Source organism: Pseudomonas sp. H3_E07 (assembly GCF_054668895.1).
In genome coordinates, this window is sequence record NZ_CP162795.1 from 2,962,198 (window position 1) to 2,982,809 (window position 20,612).

A 20,612-nucleotide genomic window follows, 5' to 3' on the forward strand; every position below is an offset into this window, starting at 1 on the left:
GCTGTCGCCATGATAACGCTCAATTACAACAAAGCCTGAATCCTAGGAGGCTCCTGCATTGGACGTCGGCGAACGACTGCAATCCATCCGTAAACTGAAGGGTCTTTCCCAGCGCGAGCTCGCCAAGCGCGCGGGTGTCACCAACAGCACCATTTCGATGATCGAAAAAAACAGCGTCAGCCCCTCGATCAGCTCCTTGCGCAAGGTGCTGGGCGGCATCCCTATGTCCATGGTCGAGTTCTTTTCCGAGGAGATCCTCCAGGAAATACCGACGCAGATCGTCTATAAAGCCAATGAGCTCATTGATATCTCTGACGGCGCCGTCACCATGAAACTGGTAGGCCGGGCTCACCCCAGCCGGGCGATTGCGTTTCTCAACGAAATCTACCCGCCGGGCGCCGACACGGGCGAAGAAATGCTCACCCACGAAGGCGAAGAAACCGGGATTCTGGTGGAAGGTCGTCTGGAGTTGGTGGTCGGTCTTGAAACTTTTGTGCTCGAAGCGGGCGATAGCTACTACTTTGAAAGCACCAAGCCTCATCGTTTTCGCAATCCGTTCGACGTGCCGGCGCGACTAATCAGCGCAGCCACACCCGCGAACTTTTAAGAAAAGAGGCGTCCTGCCTGCGTGGCAGAGACTCCCGTAGCTGTATCCGTGAAGCTGAATCTCCCTTTATTTAATAGGGTTGTTTCGGCAGGGCGGGCTAACCGTTATACTTTCGCCGCCTGCGAAACCGTGGCCGCAGGCGTGAATAGCCACCATTGAGGGTGAACGCGTGAACCTAATTATGAAAATGCTGGCTGCACCAGCAACCGTACTGGCCCTATGGGCTGTCAGCGCTCAAGCTGCGACCAATGATGACATTGCCAAGCGCCTGGAGCCTGTCGGCCAGGTTTGCGTCCAGGGCCAGGAATGCAAAGGCATGGAAGTGGCGGTCGCCGCAGGCGGCGGCGCTGCGAAGACGCCGGATGAAATCATTGCCAAGCATTGCAACGCTTGCCACGGCACTGGCCTGTTGGGCGCGCCGAAAATCGGTGACACCGCTGCCTGGAAAGAACGCGCTGACCACCAGGGCGGCCTGGATGGCATCCTCGCCAAGGCCATTACCGGTATCAATGCCATGCCGCCAAAGGGCACCTGCGCCGATTGCTCGGATGATGACCTCAAAGGTGCGATCGAGAAGATGTCCGGTTTGAAATAAACCGATCTTCGCCAAAAAGCCGCTTACAAGCGGCTTTTTTGTATCCGTGATTTGTGTTTCAGCGCTGTTCTTTGCAGCAAAGACCCGGCAAGCTCGGTCCAACCCCTAATCATGGAATGTTCAGGAGGGTCGGATGGTGCAGTTGTGTTCAATCGAGCAAGCAGTTGACGATGTGCTGGAGCGGTTGCCGGCGCATATCCACATGGGCATGCCGCTTGGCCTGGGCAAGCCGAACCTGTTTGCCAACGCGCTGTACCGGCGCATTGCCAAATTGCCGGAGCGGTCGCTGACGATCTATACCGCCTTGAGCCTGGGCCGGCCAACACTGGGCGATGGTTTGCAGAAACGCTTTCTCGAACCCTTTATCGAGCGAGTGTTTGGCGATTATCCCGAACTGGATTTCCTCGCCGCCCTGCACAAGGACAACCTCCCGAAAAATATCCACGTGCAGCAGTTCTTCATGCAGCCCGGCAGCTTGCTCCACAGCGAGTCGGCCCAGCAGGATTACGTCAGCAGCAATTACAGCCACGCCGCCCGCGACATCAACGCCGCCGGCCTGAACCTGGTCGCTCAACTGGTTGCCAGCAGCAGCGAACACCCTGATCGTCTGAGCCTGAGCTGCAACCCGGATATCACCCTCGACCTGTTACCAATGATCGCCAAGCGCCGTGATGCCGGTGAAACCGTGCTGATCGTCGGCCAGGTCCACAGCGATTTACCCTACATGCCGGGTGATGCGGAGCTGGGCATGGACGCCTTCGATTACCTGATCGATGAAAAAGACAGCACCACGTTGTTCTCCACACCGAACATGCCGGTGGGCTTCCAGGACCACTTTATCGGCCTGCATGCCAGCACCTTGGTGCGCGATGGTGGCACTCTGCAGATCGGCATCGGCTCCATGGGGGATGCGCTGACTGCCGCGCTGCTGGCGCGCCAGGCGGACAATGAGGCCTACCGATTGCTGCTGACTGACCTGGACGTCTATCAGTGGGCGCCGTTGATCAGCCACGAAGGCGGTGTCGATCCGTTCGCGCATGGCCTCTACGGGTGTAGCGAAATGTTCGTCAACGGGCTGCTGGTGCTGGCGGACGCGGGGATTATCCGCCGCAAGGTCTACCCGGATGTGGCGACGCAGGAGCAGGCTAACGCTGGCACGCTCGACGACGCCGCGCAGCCCGACGGGATCTCGATCCACGGCGGATTCTTCCTCGGCCCGCGAAGTTTTTACCAGCGCCTGCAGGAAATGACCCACGCCAAGCGCCTCGAATTCAACATGACCCGCATCAGTTACATCAATGAGCTGTACGGCCAGGAAGAACTCAAACGACTGCAACGGCGGGATGCTCGCTTTATCAACAGTGCGATCATGGTGACCTTGTTGGGCGCGGGGGTAGCGGACCAGTTGGAAGACGGGCGCGTGCTCAGCGGCGTGGGCGGGCAGTACAACTTCGTTGCCCAGGGTCATGCGCTGGAGGGCGCGCGCTCGATTTTGATCCTGCGCAGCTGGCGCGAATCGGCGGGGGAGGTCAGTTCCAATATCGTCTGGGACTATGGCCACTGCACGATTCCCCGGCACCTGAGGGATATCGTCATCACTGAGTATGGAATCGCCGATTTGCGCGGCCAGACGGATGCCAAGGTGATCGAAGCGCTGCTCAACGTAACCGACTCGCGCTTTCAGAATGACTTGATCGAAAAGGCGCAGAAGGCCGGCAAGTTGCCGAAGGATTTCCAGTTGGATCCGCGCTTTGCCGATAACACGCCGGAGCGGCTCCAAGGTATTCAGGCGCGGCATCGCCGGTTGTTCCCGGAGTATCCGCTGGGCAGCGATTTTACGGATGAAGAGCGGGATCTGTTGCGGGCGTTGAACTGGCTCAAGAGCAAATTCAAGCTGACGGAGATTCTGGAGCTGGGTAAGGCGGCGTTGGATGCGCCGGAGCCGGAGGCGTATCCCGAGCATTTGAAACGGATGCGGTTGGATAACCCGGAGGGGCTGAAAGAGGATTTGTATCAACGTTTATTGCTCGCCGGCCTGCAGGCCACCGTGCACTGACAGCCCAACGCAAAACCGAATGTGGGAGCGGGCTTGCTCGCGAAAGTGGTGTATCAGTCGACGTCTACATTGACTGTCACAGCGCATTCGCGAGCAAGCCCGCTCCCACAGGGTTAACGGCATTCAGGCAGCGATTACTCGATGAAAGTGACCACGCCACCCGCCAGCGACTTCACCCGTGCCAGCGACTCAACCCGATAACCCTGCGCATCCAGCTCGGCACGACCACCCTGGAACGACTTCTCGATCACGATCCCCAAACCGGCGACGGTCGCGCCGGCCTGCTTGATGATCGAGATCAGCGCCTGGGACGCCTTGCCGTTGGCCAAAAAGTCATCGATCACCAGCACGCGGTCGCTGCTGGTCAGGTGGCGCGGGGAGATCGCCACAGTGCTTTCGACTTTCTTGGTGAAGGAATACACCGTCGCCGACAGCAGGTTTTCCGTCAGGGTCAGGGACTGTTGCTTGCGGGCGAAGATCACCGGTACGCCGAGGTTCAGGCCGGTCATGATCGCCGGGGCGATGCCCGAGGCTTCGATGGTGACGATCTTGGTGATGCCCGAATCCTTGAACAATGCGGCGAATTCGTCGCCGATCAGCTTCATCAGTGCCGGGTCGATCTGGTGGTTCAGAAAGGCGTCGACCTTGAGTACCTGATCGGAAAGCACGATGCCTTCTTCGCGAATTTTCTTGTGCAGTGCTTCCACGGAAAGCTTCCTCTAATGGCGCGGTGCGCGCCGAAAGTAGATTAAAAAGTAGTCGATTCTAGCGCTTTAACATCGCGCGTATGTCCGCCAAGGCGGTGTTGCCGCGAACGGCCTTTACCTCGGTCGGGGTGTCGTCATTGCCTTCCCAGGCCAGGTCGTCCGGCGGCAGTTCGTCCAGGAACCGGCTGGGGGCACAATCGATGATTTCGCCGTATTGCTTGCGCTTGGCGGCAAAGGTGAAGGCCAAAGTCTGACGCGCGCGGGTAATACCCACGTAGGCCAGGCGCCGTTCTTCTTCGATGGTGTCGGCTTCGATGCTGGAGCGGTGCGGGAGGATTTCCTCTTCCATGCCCATGATGAACACGTAGGGGAATTCCAGGCCCTTGGACGCATGCAAGGTCATCATCTGCACACCCTCGGCGCCGTCTTCCTCTTCCTGTTGGCGCTCAAGCATGTCGCGCAGTACCAGCTTGCCGATGGCGTCTTCGACGGTCATCTCGCCGTCTTCGTCTTTTTCCAGGGTGTTCTTCAGCGCTTCGATCAGGAACCAGACATTGCTCATGCGGTAATCCGCGGCCTTGTCGCTGGAGCTGTTGGTGCGCAGCCAGTTCTCGTAGTCGATGTCCATGACCATGCTGCGCAGGGCGCTGATCGGGTCTTCGCCGGCGCACTGCTCGCGGACCTTGTCCATGAAGCGCTTGAAGCGCGCCAGTCGATCGGTGAAGCGCGAGTCCAGGTGCTCGCCCAGGCCGATTTCGTCGGTGGCGGCGTACATCGAGATCTTGCGTTCAGTGGCGTAGTTGCCGAGTTTTTCCAGGGTGGTGGAGCCGATCTCGCGGCGCGGCACATTGATCACGCGCAGGAAGGCGTTGTCGTCGTCCGGGTTCACGATCAGCCGGAAGTAGGCCATCAGGTCTTTGACTTCCTGGCGTCCGAAAAAGCTGTTGCCGCCCGACAGGCGATACGGCACCTGGTGATGCTGCAATTTCAGCTCGATCAGCTTGGCCTGGTAGTTGCCGCGGTACAGGATTGCGAAATCGCTGTAGGGCCGGTCGGTGCGCAAGTGCAGGCTGAGGATTTCCACGGCCACGCGCTCGGCTTCGGCGTCTTCGTTACGGCAGCGGATCACGCGTATTTCGTCGCCGTGGCCCATCTCACTCCACAGTTGTTTTTCAAACTCGTGGGGGTTGTTCGAGATCAGCACGTTGGCGCAACGCAGGATGCGGCTGGTGGAGCGATAGTTCTGCTCCAGCATCACCACTTTCAGGGACGGGTAGTCGTCCTTGAGCAACATCAGGTTTTCCGGGCGCGCGCCGCGCCAGGCGTAGATGGACTGGTCGTCGTCGCCTACCACGGTGAACTGGTTGCGCTTGCCGATCAGCATTTTCACCAGCAGGTATTGGCTGGCGTTGGTGTCTTGGTATTCATCTACCAGCAGGTAGCGCACCTTGTTCTGCCATTTTTCGAGGATGTCGGCGTGTTCCTCGAACAGCTTCACCGGCAGCAGGATCAGGTCATCGAAGTCCACTGCGTTGAACGCCTTGAGCGTGCGCTGGTAGTGGGTGTAGACGATGGCGGCGGTCTGTTCCTTGGGGTTGCGTGCGTTTTCCAGGGCCTGGGCGGGCAGGATCAGGTCGTTTTTCCAGGCGCCGATCATGTTCTTGATCTCGTCCACGCCGTCGTCGCCTGCGTACTCCTTTTGCATGATGTCGGTCATCAGCGACTTCACGTCGGTCTCGTCGAAGATCGAGAAGCCCGGCTTGTAGCCCAGCCGCGCATGCTCCTTGCGGATGATGTTCAAGCCCAGGTTGTGGAAGGTGCACACGGTGAGGCCACGGCCCTCGCCACCCTTGAGCAGGGTGCCGACACGCTCTTTCATTTCCCGCGCCGCCTTGTTGGTAAAGGTCATGGCGACGATGTACTGGGCGCGGATGCCGCACTGCTGGATCAGGTGCGCGATCTTGCGGGTGATCACGCTGGTCTTGCCGGAGCCTGCACCGGCGAGCACCAATAGAGGGCCGCCGACGTAGTTCACGGCTTCTTGCTGCCGGGGATTGAGTCGGGACATACAGAATTCAGGGAGTCGTTGTTCAAAAGGGCGGGCATTTTAACAGGCTCGCAGGATTCTGCTCTGTCAGAACGACAGTGTGACGTACCACTCGATCTAAATTTGCCGGTTTTGATACTTTGCCGCAGGATGTCGGGGTTATTTGCGACTAATCTTTACAGTTCGCGTGTTTGGTAACCCCTATCATTGGTGATCATCTGGCCGCACGTCATAATGCCCGCTGTCACGAAATTTTGCAGAGTCTAGGGAGCTAGCTTGTCTACGCCTGTCGAACCCTTGCGTTTGCTGCTGCTGGCCGACGAGCCCGCGTGGGCAGCGTTGTTGCGCGAGTGCCTGGCGCCGATGGGCGATGGGGCTGTGCTGATCAGCGCACCAAACTGGGAGTCCGTGAGCCGTCTGTTCGATGACGACCACAGCGCCGTGCTGTTGACCACGCCCAGCTTGCAGCCCGGCCCTGGCCGCTGCAGCCTGCCGTGCGTATTGCTGCTGGAGCAGGAACCGCTGGTTTCGCCGCTGGGCGTCAGCGATTGGCTGGTGCGCGATGTATTGGATGCCGATACAGTGCGCCGCTGCCTGCGCCACGTCCGCGAGCGTGGCGTACTGGAAAACACCCTGCAGCGCCTGGCCGAACAGGACCCGCTCACCGGTATTGCCAACCGCCAGGGCTTCCAGACCTTGCTCGCCGCACGACTGGTCGAGAATGAAGGCCGTGGCCTGGCCCTCGGCCACCTGGACCTCGACAATTTCCGCCACGCCAACGACGCCCTCGGCCACCAGGCCGGCGACCGGCTGATCCTGCAAGTGGTCTCGCGGCTCAAGAGCCAACTTGAGGTCGGGGACCAACTGGCGCGCCTGGGCAGTGACGAGTTTGCCCTCTTGATCGACACCCGCCGCGCGCCCCAGCGTGCCGAGTGGATGGCCGAGCGCATCACCGAAGTCATGGCCGAACCGTACTGGGTGGATGGCGAAAGCCTGCTGATCGGCTGCAGCCTGGGGGTGGCCCATGCCCGTGCCCGCGCCGGCGCCGACCCGCTGATGTGGCACGCCCATATCGCCATGCAGCAGGCCAAAAGCACCCAAGGCTGCACCTTTCATATCTTCAACGAACGCATCAACCGCAACGCGCGCAGCCTGGCCGACCTGGAAAGTGAGCTGCGCCGCGCCTTGCGTCGTGACGAACTGGAGCTGCACTACCAACCGCGCCTGGACCTCGACGACGGGCATATCGTCGGCCTTGAAGCCTTGGTGCGCTGGCGCCACGACGAGCGTGGCCTGTTGCCGCCGAGTGAGTTCGTGCCCCTGGCCGAACAAAGCGGCCTGATCGTGCCGTTGGGTTACTGGGTGATCTCCCGCGCGCTGCGCGACATGCAGGACCTGCGCGAACGCGGCCTGCCGCCGCTGCACATGGCGGTCAACCTGTCATTCCGTCAGTTCCAGGACAGCCAGTTGCTCTCCACCCTCAGCCGGCTGATTGCCGAGCGGGGCGTTGAGGCACAGTGGCTGGAGTTCGAACTCACCGAAACCGCCGTGATGCGCCGCAGTGACCTGGTCAAGCAGACCATGGACGCCCTCGGCCGCCTCGGTGTTCGGTTCTCCCTGGACGATTTCGGCACGGGCTTTTCATCGTTCGTGCACCTCAACAGCCTGCCGATCGCCTTGTTGAAGATCGACAAGAGTTTTGTCGGCGGTATGGAAGAGCGCGAAGAGAACCGCAAACTGGTGCACGCCATGATCAACCTGGCCCACAATCTCAACCTTGAAGTGGTCGCCGAAGGCGTGGAAACGCCGGAGCAACTTGCACTGTTGCGCTTGTTTGGCTGCGACCAGGCCCAGGGTTACCTGATCAGCAAGCCGCTGCCGTTGGCGGAGCTTGTGGAGTACCTGACCTTCGGGAAAAGCCAGCAGGCCTTGCTGGGTTGATTGGGTGCCCACCCAATCAACTGTGGGAGCAGGCAAGCCAGCTCCCACACTGACCGATTACAGCCTTCAATCCGGCTGAGCTGCTTGCAACGTGCTGTAGGTTTCAGGCTCTCGCCGAATCATGCGCTTCATCTTCGCTTCAAATGCCCAAGTCAGGCTGACTGCCGCGCACGCCAGGCCCAGCGCCAAGCCCCACCATACGCCGGTCGGTCCCCAGCCCAGGGTGAAGGCCATCAGCCAGGCCGACGGTGCCCCGATCAACCAATAGCAACCCGCGCCGATCAGGAAGGTGGTCTTGGCGTCCTTGAGCCCGCGAATGCAGCCCATGGCGATGGTTTGCACACCGTCGAACAGCTCGAACCAGGCGGCGACAGCGAGCAGGCTGACGGCCAGGACGATCACGTCATGGAAGGCCGGGTCGTTATGGTCGATAAGCAATCCGATCAAAGGATCGGAATAAAGCCACAGCACGGCGGCAAATCCCAACATCACCGCTGCGCCAAATCCGATGCCGACGCGCCCGGCCAGGCGTGCCTGCAACAACTGCCCAGCGCCGTAATGTTGGCCGATACGCATGGTCACCGCGTAAGACATCCCCGCCGGCACCATGAACGCCACCGAGACAATTTGCAGCGCGATCTGGTGCGCCGCCAACTGCGTGCTGCCCATGGTGCCCATGCACAGCGCCGCAAACGCGAACAACCCGACTTCCACCGCATAAGTGCCGCCAATCGGCAGGCCCAGGCGCCACAGCTCGCGCAGGTACTGGGTATTGAGGCGCAGCAGGCCGGTGCTCAACGGGTACGCCGCATAGGTACGGTTGCGGTGGATGTACCACATCAGCGCCAACGCCATGCCATTGGCGACGACGGCCGTGACCAGTCCGATGCCCATCAGGCCCAGTTTCGGCAGGCCGAACATGCCTTCGATCAACGCATGGTTGAGCAGGTAGTTGGCCACCGCGCCACCGAGGCTGATCACCATCACCGGCTGGGCCTTGCCAATCGCGCTGGTGAAGCCGCGCAAGGCCATGAAGCTCAGGAAACCCGGGAGGGCGAACGGCAGGATCGTCAGGAATTGCCCCGCCGAGTGCACGTTGGTCTCGGTCTGGCCGAACAGCAGCAGCAGCGGCTTGAGGTTCCACAACAGCAAGCCGGCCGCCAAGGCCATCAGCCAGGCGAGCCACAGTCCGGCCTGGGTCAGGCGGGTGGCGCCTTCGATATCCCCCGCGCCGTGACGGATTGCCACCAAGGTGCCCACGGCGGCAATCACGCCGATGCAGAAAATCGACACGAACGAATAGCTTGCCGCGCCCAGGCCGCCACCGGCCAGGGCTTCGGGGCTCAGGCGCGCCATCATCAGGGTGTCGGTCAGCACCATCAGCATGTGCGCCAACTGTGAGGCAATCAACGGCCCTGACAGCCGCAGAATGGCCCAGAGTTCGGTACGTGCCGGATGCTGCATGATCATCACGCTCGAATAGTCGAAGGGTTGAGGGAGGGTTGATTCTCGGCGCTCTCAGCGCATTGCACAAAGGGATAAATGCGATCGTTCACATGACTAAAACTCATGCCTGATGAATCTGGTACGTTACGGAATTGCTTGTAGGAGCTTGCCAAATGTCACGTCGCCTTCCTCCCCTTTATGCCCTTCGCGCGTTTGAGGCGGCATCGCGGCACAATTCCTTCACCCGTGCGGCGGAGGAACTGTCTATTACGCAAAGTGCGGTGAGCCGACACATCCGCACATTGGAAGAGCACTTCGCCTGCCGCTTGTTCCAGCGCAGCGGCCGCACCTTGCAGCTCACCGAGGCGGCGCGTCTGTTGTTGCCTGGTGTGCGCGAAGGTTTCGCCGCGCTGGAGCGGGCCTGCCATACCTTGAATGCCGAAGACGACATCCTGCGCATGAAGGCACCGTCCACCCTGACCATGCGCTGGCTGTTGGCGCGGCTCAGCCGGTTCCGTGCGTTGCAGCCCGGCAATGAGGTGCAACTGACCAGCGCCTGGATGAGTGTGGACGAGGTGGACTTCAACCAGGAACCCTTCGACTGCGCCGTGCTGCTGAGCTACGGCCATTTTCCGGCGGATTGGGAGGCCAGTTATCTATTCCCGGAATTGCTGATTCCGGTGGGCGCCCCCAACCTGCTGGAGGATGGACCCTGGGATGTCGAGCGCCTGGCCACCGCCGAGTTGCTGCACCCCACGCCTGACCGTCGTGATTGGCGCAACTGGCTGGAGCGCATGGGCTTGTCATCCCAGGTGTCGCTCAAGGGCGGGCAGGTGTTCGATACCCTCGAACTGGGCATGATCGCCGCTGCGCGGGGTTACGGCGTATCCATGGGTGACCTGCTGATGGTGGCCGAAGACGTGGCCCAGGGCCGATTGAGCCTGCCCTGGCCAACAGCCGTAGCCAGTGGTGAAAGTTATTACCTGGTGTGGCCGAAGACCCGCCCCGGCGGTGAGCGGCTGCGGCGCTTGGCGGAGTTTCTCCAGGCGGAGGTCAAGGCGATGGCGTTGCCTTCAGTCGAACGTCTCGATTGAGTGGTTGCAGAGCGTTCGTGCAATCGTTTGCGTGATACCCCTGTGATTCGCTCAAGTATTGCTTCGCCCAGCCGAAGAAGGTGTGTTGGAACAATCGTGCACCAACGTTTCCCACCAGATAATTTGCCGAGCAACGCTATGAGATCAGGATGATCCTGGCCTCGGCCAGGAGCCTTCATGACTCAACCTCGCGCTCGGATAGCCTCACAGCTAGGCCTCGCACTCGCCGTGATTCTGGCTGTCGTCATCAGCGGCAGTACTGTGTTTGCTCTGCGTTCCCTCGACTCCGCCAACCTCGCCACCCGCGAGGAACACCTGGCCAGCGAGGCGCGCTTGCTTGCCGATCAACTCAACACCTTCCACGGCACCTTGCGCGAGAGTACCCAGCGATTGAGCGGGCTGTTCGAAAAGCGTTTTGGTGCCGGTTTGAGTGTGCGTGCAGACCAACCAGTGACCGTGGCCGGTGTGCAGACCCCGAGCCTGTATCTGGGCAGCGAGGTGTTGAACAACAACTTCGAGGATGTGGATGAGTTCAAGCAGATGTCCGGCGGCGTGGCCACGGTGTTTGTACGCAGCGGCGAAGACTTCATCCGCATCAGCACGTCGTTGACCAAACAGGATGGTAACCGCGCCATCGGTACGGTCCTGGATCGCCAAGGCCCGGCTTATCAGCGTGTGCTCAGCGGGCAGACCTACATCGGCCGGGCGGTATTGTTCGACCGCTCCTACATGACCCAATACAGCCCCGTGCGTGATAGCAGCGGCCAGGTCATCGCCGTGCTGTTCATCGGTTTTGACTACACCGATGCGCAGAATGCCCAGTTCGAGAATCTCAAGCGCTTCCGTATCGGCCAGACCGGCTCCCTGGCCCTGCTGGACGAGCAGAAGCGCTGGCTGGTGCCCCCGGCTGGCGTGCAGGCGCTGGACCAGGCGGTTCCAGTGATGTTGGACCTGGCCAAAACACCAGGCAAAGGTCGCTTCTGGGCGGACAAGAACGAAGAATTCTACAGCGTCTCTGTACCCTTCGACGGCGGGCCGTGGGCAGTTGTCGCGAGCATGCCCAAGGCCGAGATTCGCTCGGTGACCTGGGACGTCGGCATCCGCCTGGTGATCGGCAGCGTGCTTGCCATGCTGCTGGCGGTCGGCGCAACGGTCTGGTTGCTGCGTAGCAAGTTGGCGCCGTTGGGCGACCTGGTGCGCCAGGCCGAAGCCCTGGGTGCGGGGGACTTGAGCGTACGCCTGAATGTGTCCAGCCATGACGAAATCGGCCAGTTGGCGCGCAGCTTCAACCAGATGGGTGAAGCGCTGTCGACCATGGTCTCGCATATCCGCAAGGCAGCCGAAGAGGTCAACAGCCGTGCCCAGGCGTTGTCTGGGTTATCCGGTGGTGCTTATGAGGGCATGGAGCAGCAGTCCGGTGAGATCACTAGCATGGCTGGTGCAGTGGAAGAGTTCAGCGCCACGTCGCTGAACATCGCCGATAACATGGGCAGCACCGAACGCCTCGCCCAGGAAAACGCCCAGCAAACCCGTATCGGGCGCAACTCGATGCAAGAAGCGTCGTCGTCCCTGGAACACATCGCCGCCGCGCTCAACAGCACGGCTACGGTGATCAACACCCTGGGCCAGCGTTCCCAGGAAATTGGCGGGATCGTCGGCGTGATCACCTCGATCGCCGAACAAACCAACCTGCTGGCACTCAACGCCGCCATCGAAGCCGCACGGGCGGGTGAGCAGGGTCGTGGGTTTGCCGTGGTCGCTGATGAGGTGCGTAACCTGGCGTCGCGTACCCGTGAGGCCACCGACGAAATTTCCGGGATGATCCAGAGCATCCAGCAGGAAACCGGCAACGCCATCAGCACCATGGAGCGCGGCAACGTATTGATGCAGGAAGGCCTGTCGCGCAACGCCGATGTGGCGTCGGCCCTGGCGCGTATCGACGAGCAAAGCCGCTCGGCCGGTCAGCAGTTCGCTGCGATCACCACCGCCACCCAGGAACAGAGCAGCACCGCGACTTTGCTCAGCAGCAACCTGCAGAGCATTGCGCTGGCCAACAGCGAGCAGCGCGAGGTGGTGTCGAACCTGGCGATCACGGCCAAGGAACTGGAGACCCTGGCGGCGGGCCTGCGGCATGAAGTGGATCGGTTTCGTTGAGACCTAGCGGTCGCCCAGCCCTGGGTCCACGCGCTTGCCGATGTCTTTGAGGCGCGCCAGTTGGTCGACCATGCCAGGGGCTTCGTCCATGCTGGTGACGAAGGTCCACAGGTAGGTCATGACCGCATACACATGACCGGCCTTGACTGCGGGGGACAAGGCCAACTGGCTGATGGCGACCACGAAGAGCAAGGCAGCCAGTGTGCCGAGAAACAGGTACGCAGCGGCCTCGCGGTCTGACAGCCAGATCCGCAGGCGAGACAGCACCTGGTAGTGGCGTCGCAGGGTCGGCGCACCGACTTTTTCCACCAGGCCGATTTCCTTTTCCAAGCGATTATTCAGGCGCTCATGCAGCGCTTGGTTACGTTGGGCAAAGCGCGGCAACAGCGTGATACACAGCACCAGTGCGCCCAGGCACGCGAGACCGACCCAGGGCTCGATCACGATCAGCATCACCGCCGCACCAATAATCGATACCAGCGCCGTGGCGATGATCGGCACGTGTTTCTCAAAGAAGTCGACGAACTCTCGTGCGAGCACCACCCGTGCCGCTGACTTGGAGGTGCTGTGATTCTGCAGGCGCTGGTTCAGAATCACCGGCACCGCCAGGTCGGCGTAGATCCGGGTGAAGGTTCGGGTGTCCAGCGCCCGGCGTGCCGCGCCGACGACCCAGAACGCCAGGACCACGGCGGCGTAGAACAGAGCGTTGCTGGCATCGCCCCGAATGATTGCATCCACCGCAAACCCGGCAAACAACGGGTATGCCAGCAGCAGGGCATTTTCCAATGCAACCAATGACAGCGTGCCGAACAGCTTGCCGGGATAGGCTTTGGCGATCGCTTTGAGGGTCTGGCCGGCGGATTGCTGGCCGATTTTCTTGCTTTCTTCGATCAGGATTTGAGGCGTGACGGATGTCATGGATGCACCAAAGGGATGATAGACGCTATTATTGAGCGACTGCTCAAGTATCCTTGAGCGATCGCTCAAAAAGCAAGCGCCGCTTATCTGCCGGTGCCGAAAGGAATTGCCATGTCGCGTATCGACCGTAAAGACCAGATCATCGCCGCCGCCCTGGAGTTGTTTCGCAGCAAGGGGTTTGCCGATGTGTCCACCCGCGACCTGGCCGAACATGCCGGGCTGTCCCGTAGCCACGTTTATCACTACTTCAGTGATTGGAAGGAGCTGCGCCGCGAAGCCTTCGTGCGGTTTGCCAATGAGCAGTTGGACGAAGTACGGGCGCCTCTGGCAGAAGCCCCCCGCTGGATGCCTTTGTGGGTTTTTTGCGTGACTGCCTTCCGAGCACCGCCGATGCAGGCTGGGCGCTGTGGCTGGATGCCTGGGACGAAGCGATGCAAGACCCGCAAATGGCCCAGGCTTACCTGGTGATCAATGCTCAATGGCAAGGCATGCTCGCCGAAGTGATCGAGCGAGGTGTCGCTGCCAATGTCCTGCGTTGTGACTCGCCACAACGCGCTGCCCGCCAAATCTTTGCAGTGGCGATGGGCTACGCCGACGACCTGATGCTCCAGCCCTCCACGGAGTCGGCCGAAGCGGCCTTGGATGAAGTGATGGAAGTGGCGCGGTTGCTGCTGGACTTTCCACAGTCACCCTAGCCAACAGCCGCGGGCCGATACTGCAACGCTTCCGCCAGATGCGCCCGGTTGATGCTATCGGTGTGCTCAAGGTCGGCTAGGGTGCGTGCCACTTTGAGCAGTCGATGGGCTGCGCGCAGGGAAAGCGTCAGCCGTTCACAGGCGTTTTCCAGCCAGCATTCGTCGACCTTCGCCAGCTTGCAGTGCTTGCGTAGCTCCGGCAGATCAAGGAAAGCATTCGCACAGCCTTGGCGTTGCTGTTGGCGATCGCGGGCCTGGGCGACCCGTGCCGACGCCTCGGCTGTGTTATCGCCTGCCTGCTGGGTAGGATTCAACGCAGTGGTTTCTCGCGCCACAGTGAGGTGCAAGTCGATGCGGTCCAGCAGCGGCCCGGAGAGCTTGTTGCGATAGCGCTGGATCTGCTCCGGCGTACAGCGACAACGTCCGCTGGGTTCGCCGAGGTACCCGCAAGGGCAGGGGTTCATGGCGGCGACCAGTTGGAAACGGGCCGGGAAGCTCACGCGGTCGCGGGCACGGGAAATCACGATGTGCCCTGATTCCAGTGGCTCGCGCAGCACCTCCAATACTTTGCGGTCGAACTCCGGCAGCTCATCCAGAAACAGCACGCCGTGATGGGCCAGGGTGATTTCTCCCGGTTGCGGCTTTGACCCGCCTCCCACCAGCGCCGGGCCCGACGCCGAATGATGCGGCTGGCGAAACGGTCGGTGGGGCCAATGACTGAGTGGCGCCACGCTGACGACCGATTGAATCGCCGCCACTTCCAGGGCTTCCTGCTCACTCAGCGGTGGCAACAACCCCGGCAGGCGACTGGCGAGCAATGTCTTGCCGGTGCCGGGCGGGCCGCTTAACAGCAGGTTATGCGCCCCCGCCGCCGCGATCAGCAGTGCGCGCTTGGCGGCGAGCTGGCCCTGTACTTCGCTCAGGTCCGGGTAAGGTTTGTTCAGATACAGCAATCCGTCGGATTTGTAGGGCTCGATGGGCTGATGCCCATTCAGGTGCGCTACCACCTGCAGCAAATGATCCACGGCGAGCACTTTCAACCCCGACGCCAGGCAGGCTTCTTCCGCATTCGCCCGCGGCACGATTACGGTGCGCCCCGCCTTGCGCGCCGCCAATGCTGCCGGCAACACGCCTTTCACTGCCCGCACTTCGCCGGACAGGGCCAATTCTCCCAGGCATTCCACCTCGTCGAGCATCGACGCCGGCACCTGCACGCTGGCCGCGAGGATTCCCAAGGCAATCGCCAGGTCAAAACGCCCGCCGTCCTTGGGCAGGTCGGCGGGCGCCAGGTTCAGGGTGATGCGGCGGGCCGGGTATTGCAGGGCAGAATTGAGAATGGCGCTGCGCACCCGGTCCTTGCTTTCCTTGACCGCCGTTTCCGGCAAACCCACCAGTGTCAGGGACGGCAGACCATTGGCCATGTGCACCTCGACGGTGACGGCGGGAGCTTCGACGCCAATTTGGGCACGGCTGTGGACGATGGCGAGGGACATGCTCGTTCCTTGAAGAATTGAGGCCGCTTCCTGCGGTTTCTCAAAGGTAGTCGAGGGAACGCATGGGCAACGAATCAGACTTTTACAGGACGTATCAACGTGCAAAGGCGTTGGGATACTTATCCAGATAGGCGCCGTTGAGTTGGGGGTCCGGGGCACGCATGAAGGTGCGGAAATCGGGGATCAGGAACACCAGCAGTGACAACCCCAGCACCATCGCCCCCAGCGACGTGATGGTCAGGGTGACACCGAGGTTGGCGATCAGGCCATTCATGGCGAAACTGCCCAGCGGGCTGGCTGCCGCGGACAGAAAGGACACGGTGGCGAAGATCCGGTTGCGGTGCTGCTTGGGGGTCGCCAGTAATCTCACGGCAGAGGTCGGAATGTTGATCAGCATCAGGCCCACCCCGCCACAGAAGAACGCCAGGGGCACGACGACTATCGATGAGAGCGCGCCGGCCAGCCACATATTGCCCCCCAACAGTGCAAAGCCTGCCGCGACACACAGGTCGCGGGGTACCCGTTGGGTCAACCAGCCGGTGATCGTGTAGCTGCCCGCCAGGATGCCCAGGCCGAAGCACGCATCCAGCAGGCCGAGGTAGGTGATCGGGTAGTGGATAACTGTCTTCACGTACAGCGGCAGCAGGATGGTAAAAAATGGAAACAGGGCAAAGTTGACGAGCATCGCCACAAGAGCCAGGTAGAACTCGACCTTCACCCCATAGACCGCCTTGAAACCCGAGTAAATCATGCGCCAGCCGCTGGAGGTCGGTTCAGGTTCATCTGGGGCGCTGGCGCCGAGGTGGAGTGGAATGGATGCGATCAACACTGCCGCGCCAAGCATCGCAATGAAGTCGACGGCAAACGCCAGCGGGGTACCGAAGCTGAAAATCAACGCGCTGGCCATGGCTGGCCCGAGCAGGTTGGAAATGGACGACAGCATGCTTTTGGTGCGCACGGCCAGTGAGACCTGATCGTCACGCGCAAACAATGGAATGATCGACGACTGCAGCGGCTCGCGCACACCGGCGACGGCACTGCTGACGAGCATCAGGGCGCCGACGCTCCAGGGGTTGAACAGCTGCGTCGCAGATAGAAGAAACATCAACAGCGCGGTCAACACGCTGGTCAGGGAAACCAGCCTGAGGATCAGGATCTTGTTGTACTTGTCGCCCAGCCATCCCAGCAGAGGGCGGGCCAGCACCTGCGCCGCGATGGAGCAGGCGATCATGTTGGCGAAGACGACGGCGGAACCGGTTTCCTGCAAGGCCCACCACGCCACGGCGAGTTGGTTGCAGCGGCCACCGAGCACCACCAGTAAAAAGCTGAATTGTATTTTCAGCAGGCGCCGGTCGAGGGCCGGCAAGCCCCACAGGGACCGGTTGATGCCGGTTATTCGCCCGCTGGCGTCAATCGCGCTTCCAGTTCGGCGACTTTTGCCTCCAGGCTCTCCAGCCGCGCACGCGTGCGGGCAAGTACCACCATCTGGCTATCAAATTCTTCGCGGCTCACCAAGTCGAGCTTGCTGAAACCACTTTGCAGCAAGGCCTTGAATTGGCTTTCGATTTCATTGCGGGGCAATGGGGTGTCACCGCTGAACAGGCGAGAGGCGTGGCCGCTCAGGGCGTCGAGGAGGTCTTTGGGCGCGAGCATGGGAAATATTCCGGAAAACTGTTGGCCGGCAGTGTATCACGCAGCGTCTATAGTCTTTTTCACGACGGCGGGCGCACGCTTTTCGCGCAGAGGGTCGGGCGGCTACGCACTGTTTTTGTGCGCATTGCCGTCGCCCAAAAGCTTCGCAGGTGGGGATAAGTGGGCAAAGGACTGATTTCAGTGATTTTTACGGAGCTGGCAAGGTTTCTGCTTAGACGAACATGACCCATGCACTGATGCAGTCGCTGTGACGAATGCAGTGCGCCGACGGATCAGGGGTACAGGTTTCGTCACCAGTGGTTCGCTGGCGTCGCAAAGGCAAATGCCGAGGCGACGACGCGTTACAAAGCCAGGCACTGCGCTTAGACTTGAGACGGGTTTGTTTTCCTGGGGCAAGTCCACCAATTCGGGAGAGAGTTTTCATGAAGCTAGTCACTGCCATCATCAAGCCGTTCAAGTTGGACGATGTACGCGAGTCGTTGTCCGAGATCGGCGTGCAGGGCATTACCGTTACTGAGGTCAAAGGCTTCGGTCGGCAGAAGGGTCATACCGAGCTGTATCGCGGCGCGGAATACGTGGTCGATTTCCTGCCGAAGGTGAAGATTGATGTCGCCATTGACGACAAGGATCTTGACCGGGTTATCGAGGCGATAACCAAGGCCGCCAACACCGGCAAGATCGGTGACGGCAAGATCTTCGTGGTCAATCTGGAACAGGCTATTCGCATCCGTACCGGCGAAACCGATACCGACGCAATCTAAGCCGCCAAACCCCAACGCCCCAGGAGAAAACAATATGACTCTGCGTAAATTCGCAGGGCTCGGAGCCCTGTTGTCCATCGTAATGCCAAGCCTGGCCATGGCGGCAGACGAAGTGGCTGCTCCAGTCCTCAATTCCGGCGACACCGCCTGGATGTTGACCGCCACCGCTTTGGTGCTGTTCATGACCATCCCTGGCCTGGCGCTGTTCTACGGCGGCATGGTCCGCTCCAAGAATATTCTGTCGGTGATGATGCAGTGTTTCGCGATCACCGGCCTCATCAGCATCCTCTGGGTCGTATACGGCTACAGCATCGCGTTCGATACCACCGGTATGGAACAGGGTGTGGTCAACTTCAACTCCTTCTTCGGCGGCATGGGCAAGGCGTTCCTGGCGGGCGTGACCCCGGCCAGCATCACCGGCCCTGCAGCGCTGTTCCCGGAAGCGGTGTTCATCACCTTCCAGATGACCTTCGCGATCATCACCCCGGCGCTGATCGTCGGTGCCTTCGCTGAGCGTATGAAGTTCTCCGCGATGCTGATCTTCATGGCTATCTGGTTCACCCTGGTCTATGCGCCGATCGCGCACATGGTCTGGAGCGGCAACGGTGGCCTGATGTGGGACTGGGGCGTGCTGGACTTCGCCGGCGGCACCGTGGTGCATATCAACGCGGGTGTGGCTGGCCTGGTGGCGTGCATCGTGCTCGGCAAGCGTAAAGGCTTCCCGACTACTCCAATGGCTCCGCACAACCTGGGTTACACCCTGATCGGCGCAGCCATGCTGTGGATCGGCTGGTTCGGCTTCAACGCTGGTTCCGCGGCTGCGGCCAACGGCACTGCCGGCATGGCGATGCTGGTTACCCAGATCGCTACCGCTGCTGCAGCGCTGGGCTGGATGTTCGCCGAGTGGATCACCCACGGTAAGCCAAGCGCACTCGGCATCGCCTCGGGTGTGGTGGCGGGCCTGGTAGCCATCACCCCAGCCGCTGGCACCGTGGGCCCGATGGGCGCCCTGGTGATCGGCCTGGTTGCCGGTGTGATCTGCTTCTTCTGCGCCACCAGCCTCAAGCGCAAGCTGGGCTACGACGACTCCCTGGACGCGTTCGGCGTGCACGGTATCGGCGGTATCGTCGGTGCGATTCTCACCGGTGTGTTCGCAGCCCCTGCGCTGGGCGGCTTCGGCACCGTGACTGACGTTGCCGCGCAGGTTTGGATCCAGTGCAAAGGCGTTGGCTTCACTGTGATCTACACGGCGATCGTGACCTACGTCATCCTCAAGGTGCTGGACATGGTCATGGGCCTGCGGGTGACCGAAGAAGAGGAGGCCGTCGGCCTCGACCTGGCGCAACACAACGAGCGCGGCTACAACTTGTAAGTACGCGTAAAAAAGATGCCCGGCTTGCCGGGCATTTTTTTGCCTGGCGTTTGTCAGTCATAACACGCTGTGTCGGTTTTTTCGTCGAGTTTGTGATGAGGTTCACCCGGCACTTTTCCGCGTGCCAATGTCTTACAGGCATGTAGGCGTATTCGGCACTTTGTTTTTTCCCAGAGCGCGCTAGAATGCGCGCCGATGGGCGGAGAACTGTATGTGGCAACAGACCTTGATTACCCTGCGGGCCAAGCCCCGGGGCTTTCACCTGGTGACCGATGAGTTGCTGGCCGGCTTGCCTGAGTTGAAGGCCTGTCGCGTGGGCTTGTTGCATCTGTGGTTGCAACACACTTCGGCCTCGTTGACCGTGAACGAGAATGCCGACCCGGCGGTTCTCCGTGACTTCGAACGTTATTTCAACGCGCTGGTGCCGCAAGGCCTTGCCGGGTTTGAACACAACGACGAAGGTCCGGATGACCTGCCGGCGCACTTCAAGGCCAGTCTCCTGGGCTGCCAGCTGAGTTTGCCGGTGAAGGCCGGCCGCTTGGCGATGGGGACCTGGCAAGGTGTTTATCTGGGCGAGCACCGTGATCATGGCGGTGCTCGTAAAGTCCTCGCCACCTTGCAGGGTGATGGGGCATAAGCCACTGGTTATCCCGTGGATGTTGATTTTTTTCCGGCAGCCGTCGACAGAAGGTGAAGCTGGGCTATAACTAATCTGCTTTTCGCAAGTCATGAGGTAGAACATGAGCGACGATGATCTGGAAAACGACGACCTGGAAGTAGGTGACGACGACGACACCGAAGAAGGTCTGGAAGCGGCGGCGGAAGACGTGGCTGACGACGACGGTGGCGATGACGCACCTGCCCCGGCTGCCAAGGGCAAAGCCAAGGCTGCTGTGTCGGTAGATGAATTGCCGAGCGTTGAAGCCAAGAACAAAGAGCGTGATGCCCTTGCCCGTGCGATGGAAGAATTCCTCGCTAAAGGCGGCAAAGTGCAGGAAGTCGAGGCCAACGTGGTGGCAGATCCACCGAAGAAGCCTGATAACAAGTACGGCAGCCGACCTATCTGAGGTCAG

17 protein-coding genes and 1 pseudogene are annotated in these 20,612 nt (G+C 60.8%); 11 read left to right on the forward strand and 7 right to left on the reverse strand.

Annotated features, from left to right (window positions below; translation table 11 throughout):
• Nucleotides 1–58 precede the first annotated feature (58 nt).
• From AB4O08_RS13385 to AB4O08_RS13395, 3 genes are all read left to right on the forward strand, one after another.
• The gene (locus AB4O08_RS13385; protein ID WP_003176893.1) at nt 59–607 is read left to right on the forward strand and encodes a cupin domain-containing protein; all 549 of its coding nucleotides are present in this window, start codon (nt 59–61) and stop codon (nt 605–607) included.
• 181 nt (nt 608–788) lie between these two features.
• Nucleotides 789–1,202 (forward strand): c-type cytochrome, encoded by a 414-nt coding sequence (locus tag AB4O08_RS13390; protein ID WP_010207476.1) that lies wholly within the window; start codon nt 789–791, stop codon nt 1,200–1,202.
• Nucleotides 1,203–1,335: 133 nt separating this feature from the next.
• Nucleotides 1,336–3,258: an acetyl-CoA hydrolase/transferase C-terminal domain-containing protein gene (locus tag AB4O08_RS13395; protein ID WP_460114179.1), complete on the forward strand. Its 1,923-nt coding sequence runs from the start codon at nt 1,336–1,338 to the stop codon at nt 3,256–3,258.
• A gap of 134 nt (nt 3,259–3,392) precedes the next feature.
• Here the strand turns inward: AB4O08_RS13395 and AB4O08_RS13400 are convergent, their stop codons facing one another.
• Together AB4O08_RS13400 and rep are read right to left on the reverse strand one after the other, a co-directional pair.
• Nucleotides 3,393–3,965 carry a xanthine phosphoribosyltransferase gene (locus AB4O08_RS13400; RefSeq protein WP_010207474.1) on the reverse strand — a complete coding sequence of 191 codons (573 nt, stop codon included), beginning with the start codon at nt 3,963–3,965 and terminating at the stop codon, nt 3,393–3,395.
• Between the two features lie 58 nt (nt 3,966–4,023).
• Entirely contained in the window at nt 4,024–6,033 is a 2,010-nt protein-coding gene (rep, locus tag AB4O08_RS13405; protein WP_010207473.1) for a DNA helicase Rep, read from the reverse strand.
• A 255-nt stretch (nt 6,034–6,288) separates the two neighbouring features.
• Here rep and AB4O08_RS13410 point away from each other — a divergent pair, with 255 nt between their 5' ends.
• Nucleotides 6,289–7,953: a putative bifunctional diguanylate cyclase/phosphodiesterase gene (locus AB4O08_RS13410; protein WP_010207472.1), complete on the forward strand. Its 1,665-nt coding sequence runs from the start codon at nt 6,289–6,291 to the stop codon at nt 7,951–7,953.
• A gap of 66 nt (nt 7,954–8,019) precedes the next feature.
• Here the strand turns inward: AB4O08_RS13410 and AB4O08_RS13415 are convergent, their stop codons facing one another.
• Nucleotides 8,020–9,423, reverse strand: coding sequence for a NorM family multidrug efflux MATE transporter (locus AB4O08_RS13415; RefSeq protein WP_010207471.1), 1,404 nt, complete (start codon nt 9,421–9,423; stop codon nt 8,020–8,022).
• A 149-nt stretch (nt 9,424–9,572) separates the two neighbouring features.
• On the opposite strand from AB4O08_RS13415, the gene AB4O08_RS13420 reads away from it, so the two are divergent.
• Nucleotides 9,573–10,493: a LysR substrate-binding domain-containing protein gene (locus AB4O08_RS13420; RefSeq protein ID WP_010207468.1), complete on the forward strand. Its 921-nt coding sequence runs from the start codon at nt 9,573–9,575 to the stop codon at nt 10,491–10,493.
• A 177-nt stretch (nt 10,494–10,670) separates the two neighbouring features.
• A complete protein-coding gene (locus AB4O08_RS13425) occupies nt 10,671–12,647 on the forward strand; it encodes a methyl-accepting chemotaxis protein (protein ID WP_010207466.1) in 1,977 nt (658 codons plus the stop codon).
• Between the two features lie 3 nt (nt 12,648–12,650).
• Here AB4O08_RS13425 and AB4O08_RS13430 read toward each other — a convergent pair whose 3' ends face one another.
• On the reverse strand, nt 12,651–13,565 hold the full coding sequence (locus AB4O08_RS13430) for an ABC transporter six-transmembrane domain-containing protein (protein WP_176331943.1): 915 nt from the start codon (nt 13,563–13,565) through the stop codon (nt 12,651–12,653).
• Nucleotides 13,566–13,676: 111 nt separating this feature from the next.
• Between AB4O08_RS13430 and AB4O08_RS13435 the strand changes: the two are divergent.
• Nucleotides 13,677–14,260: pseudogene (locus AB4O08_RS13435) on the forward strand (TetR/AcrR family transcriptional regulator).
• Here the strand turns inward: AB4O08_RS13435 and AB4O08_RS13440 are convergent.
• The 3 genes from AB4O08_RS13440 to AB4O08_RS13450 all read right to left on the reverse strand — a co-directional run bounded on the left by AB4O08_RS13440 (nt 14,257) and on the right by AB4O08_RS13450 (nt 17,406).
• Nucleotides 14,257–15,753: a YifB family Mg chelatase-like AAA ATPase gene (locus AB4O08_RS13440; RefSeq protein ID WP_042570933.1), complete on the reverse strand. Its 1,497-nt coding sequence runs from the start codon at nt 15,751–15,753 to the stop codon at nt 14,257–14,259. The pseudogene AB4O08_RS13435 and the gene AB4O08_RS13440 overlap by 4 nt on opposite strands.
• A 94-nt stretch (nt 15,754–15,847) precedes the next feature.
• Nucleotides 15,848–17,119 carry an MFS transporter gene (locus tag AB4O08_RS13445; protein WP_460114180.1) on the reverse strand — a complete coding sequence of 424 codons (1,272 nt, stop codon included), beginning with the start codon at nt 17,117–17,119 and terminating at the stop codon, nt 15,848–15,850.
• A gap of 26 nt (nt 17,120–17,145) precedes the next feature.
• Nucleotides 17,146–17,406 (reverse strand): accessory factor UbiK family protein, encoded by a 261-nt coding sequence (locus AB4O08_RS13450; protein ID WP_010207460.1) that lies wholly within the window; start codon nt 17,404–17,406, stop codon nt 17,146–17,148.
• Nucleotides 17,407–17,828: 422 nt separating this feature from the next.
• Between AB4O08_RS13450 and glnK the strand changes: the two genes are divergently transcribed.
• The 4 genes from glnK (at nt 17,829) to sutA (ending at nt 20,606) form a co-directional block, all read left to right on the forward strand.
• Nucleotides 17,829–18,167, forward strand: a complete 339-nt coding sequence (gene glnK / locus AB4O08_RS13455; protein ID WP_002555808.1) for a P-II family nitrogen regulator — start codon at nt 17,829–17,831, stop codon at nt 18,165–18,167.
• 34 nt (nt 18,168–18,201) lie between these two features.
• Nucleotides 18,202–19,539, forward strand: coding sequence for an ammonium transporter (locus tag AB4O08_RS13460; protein WP_010207459.1), 1,338 nt, complete (start codon nt 18,202–18,204; stop codon nt 19,537–19,539).
• 211 nt (nt 19,540–19,750) lie between these two features.
• The gene (locus tag AB4O08_RS13465; RefSeq protein WP_010207458.1) at nt 19,751–20,176 is read left to right on the forward strand and encodes a secondary thiamine-phosphate synthase enzyme YjbQ; all 426 of its coding nucleotides are present in this window, start codon (nt 19,751–19,753) and stop codon (nt 20,174–20,176) included.
• A 103-nt stretch (nt 20,177–20,279) separates the two neighbouring features.
• Nucleotides 20,280–20,606, forward strand: a complete 327-nt coding sequence (sutA, locus tag AB4O08_RS13470; protein WP_010207457.1) for a transcriptional regulator SutA — start codon at nt 20,280–20,282, stop codon at nt 20,604–20,606.
• Nucleotides 20,607–20,612: the final 6 nt, after the last annotated feature.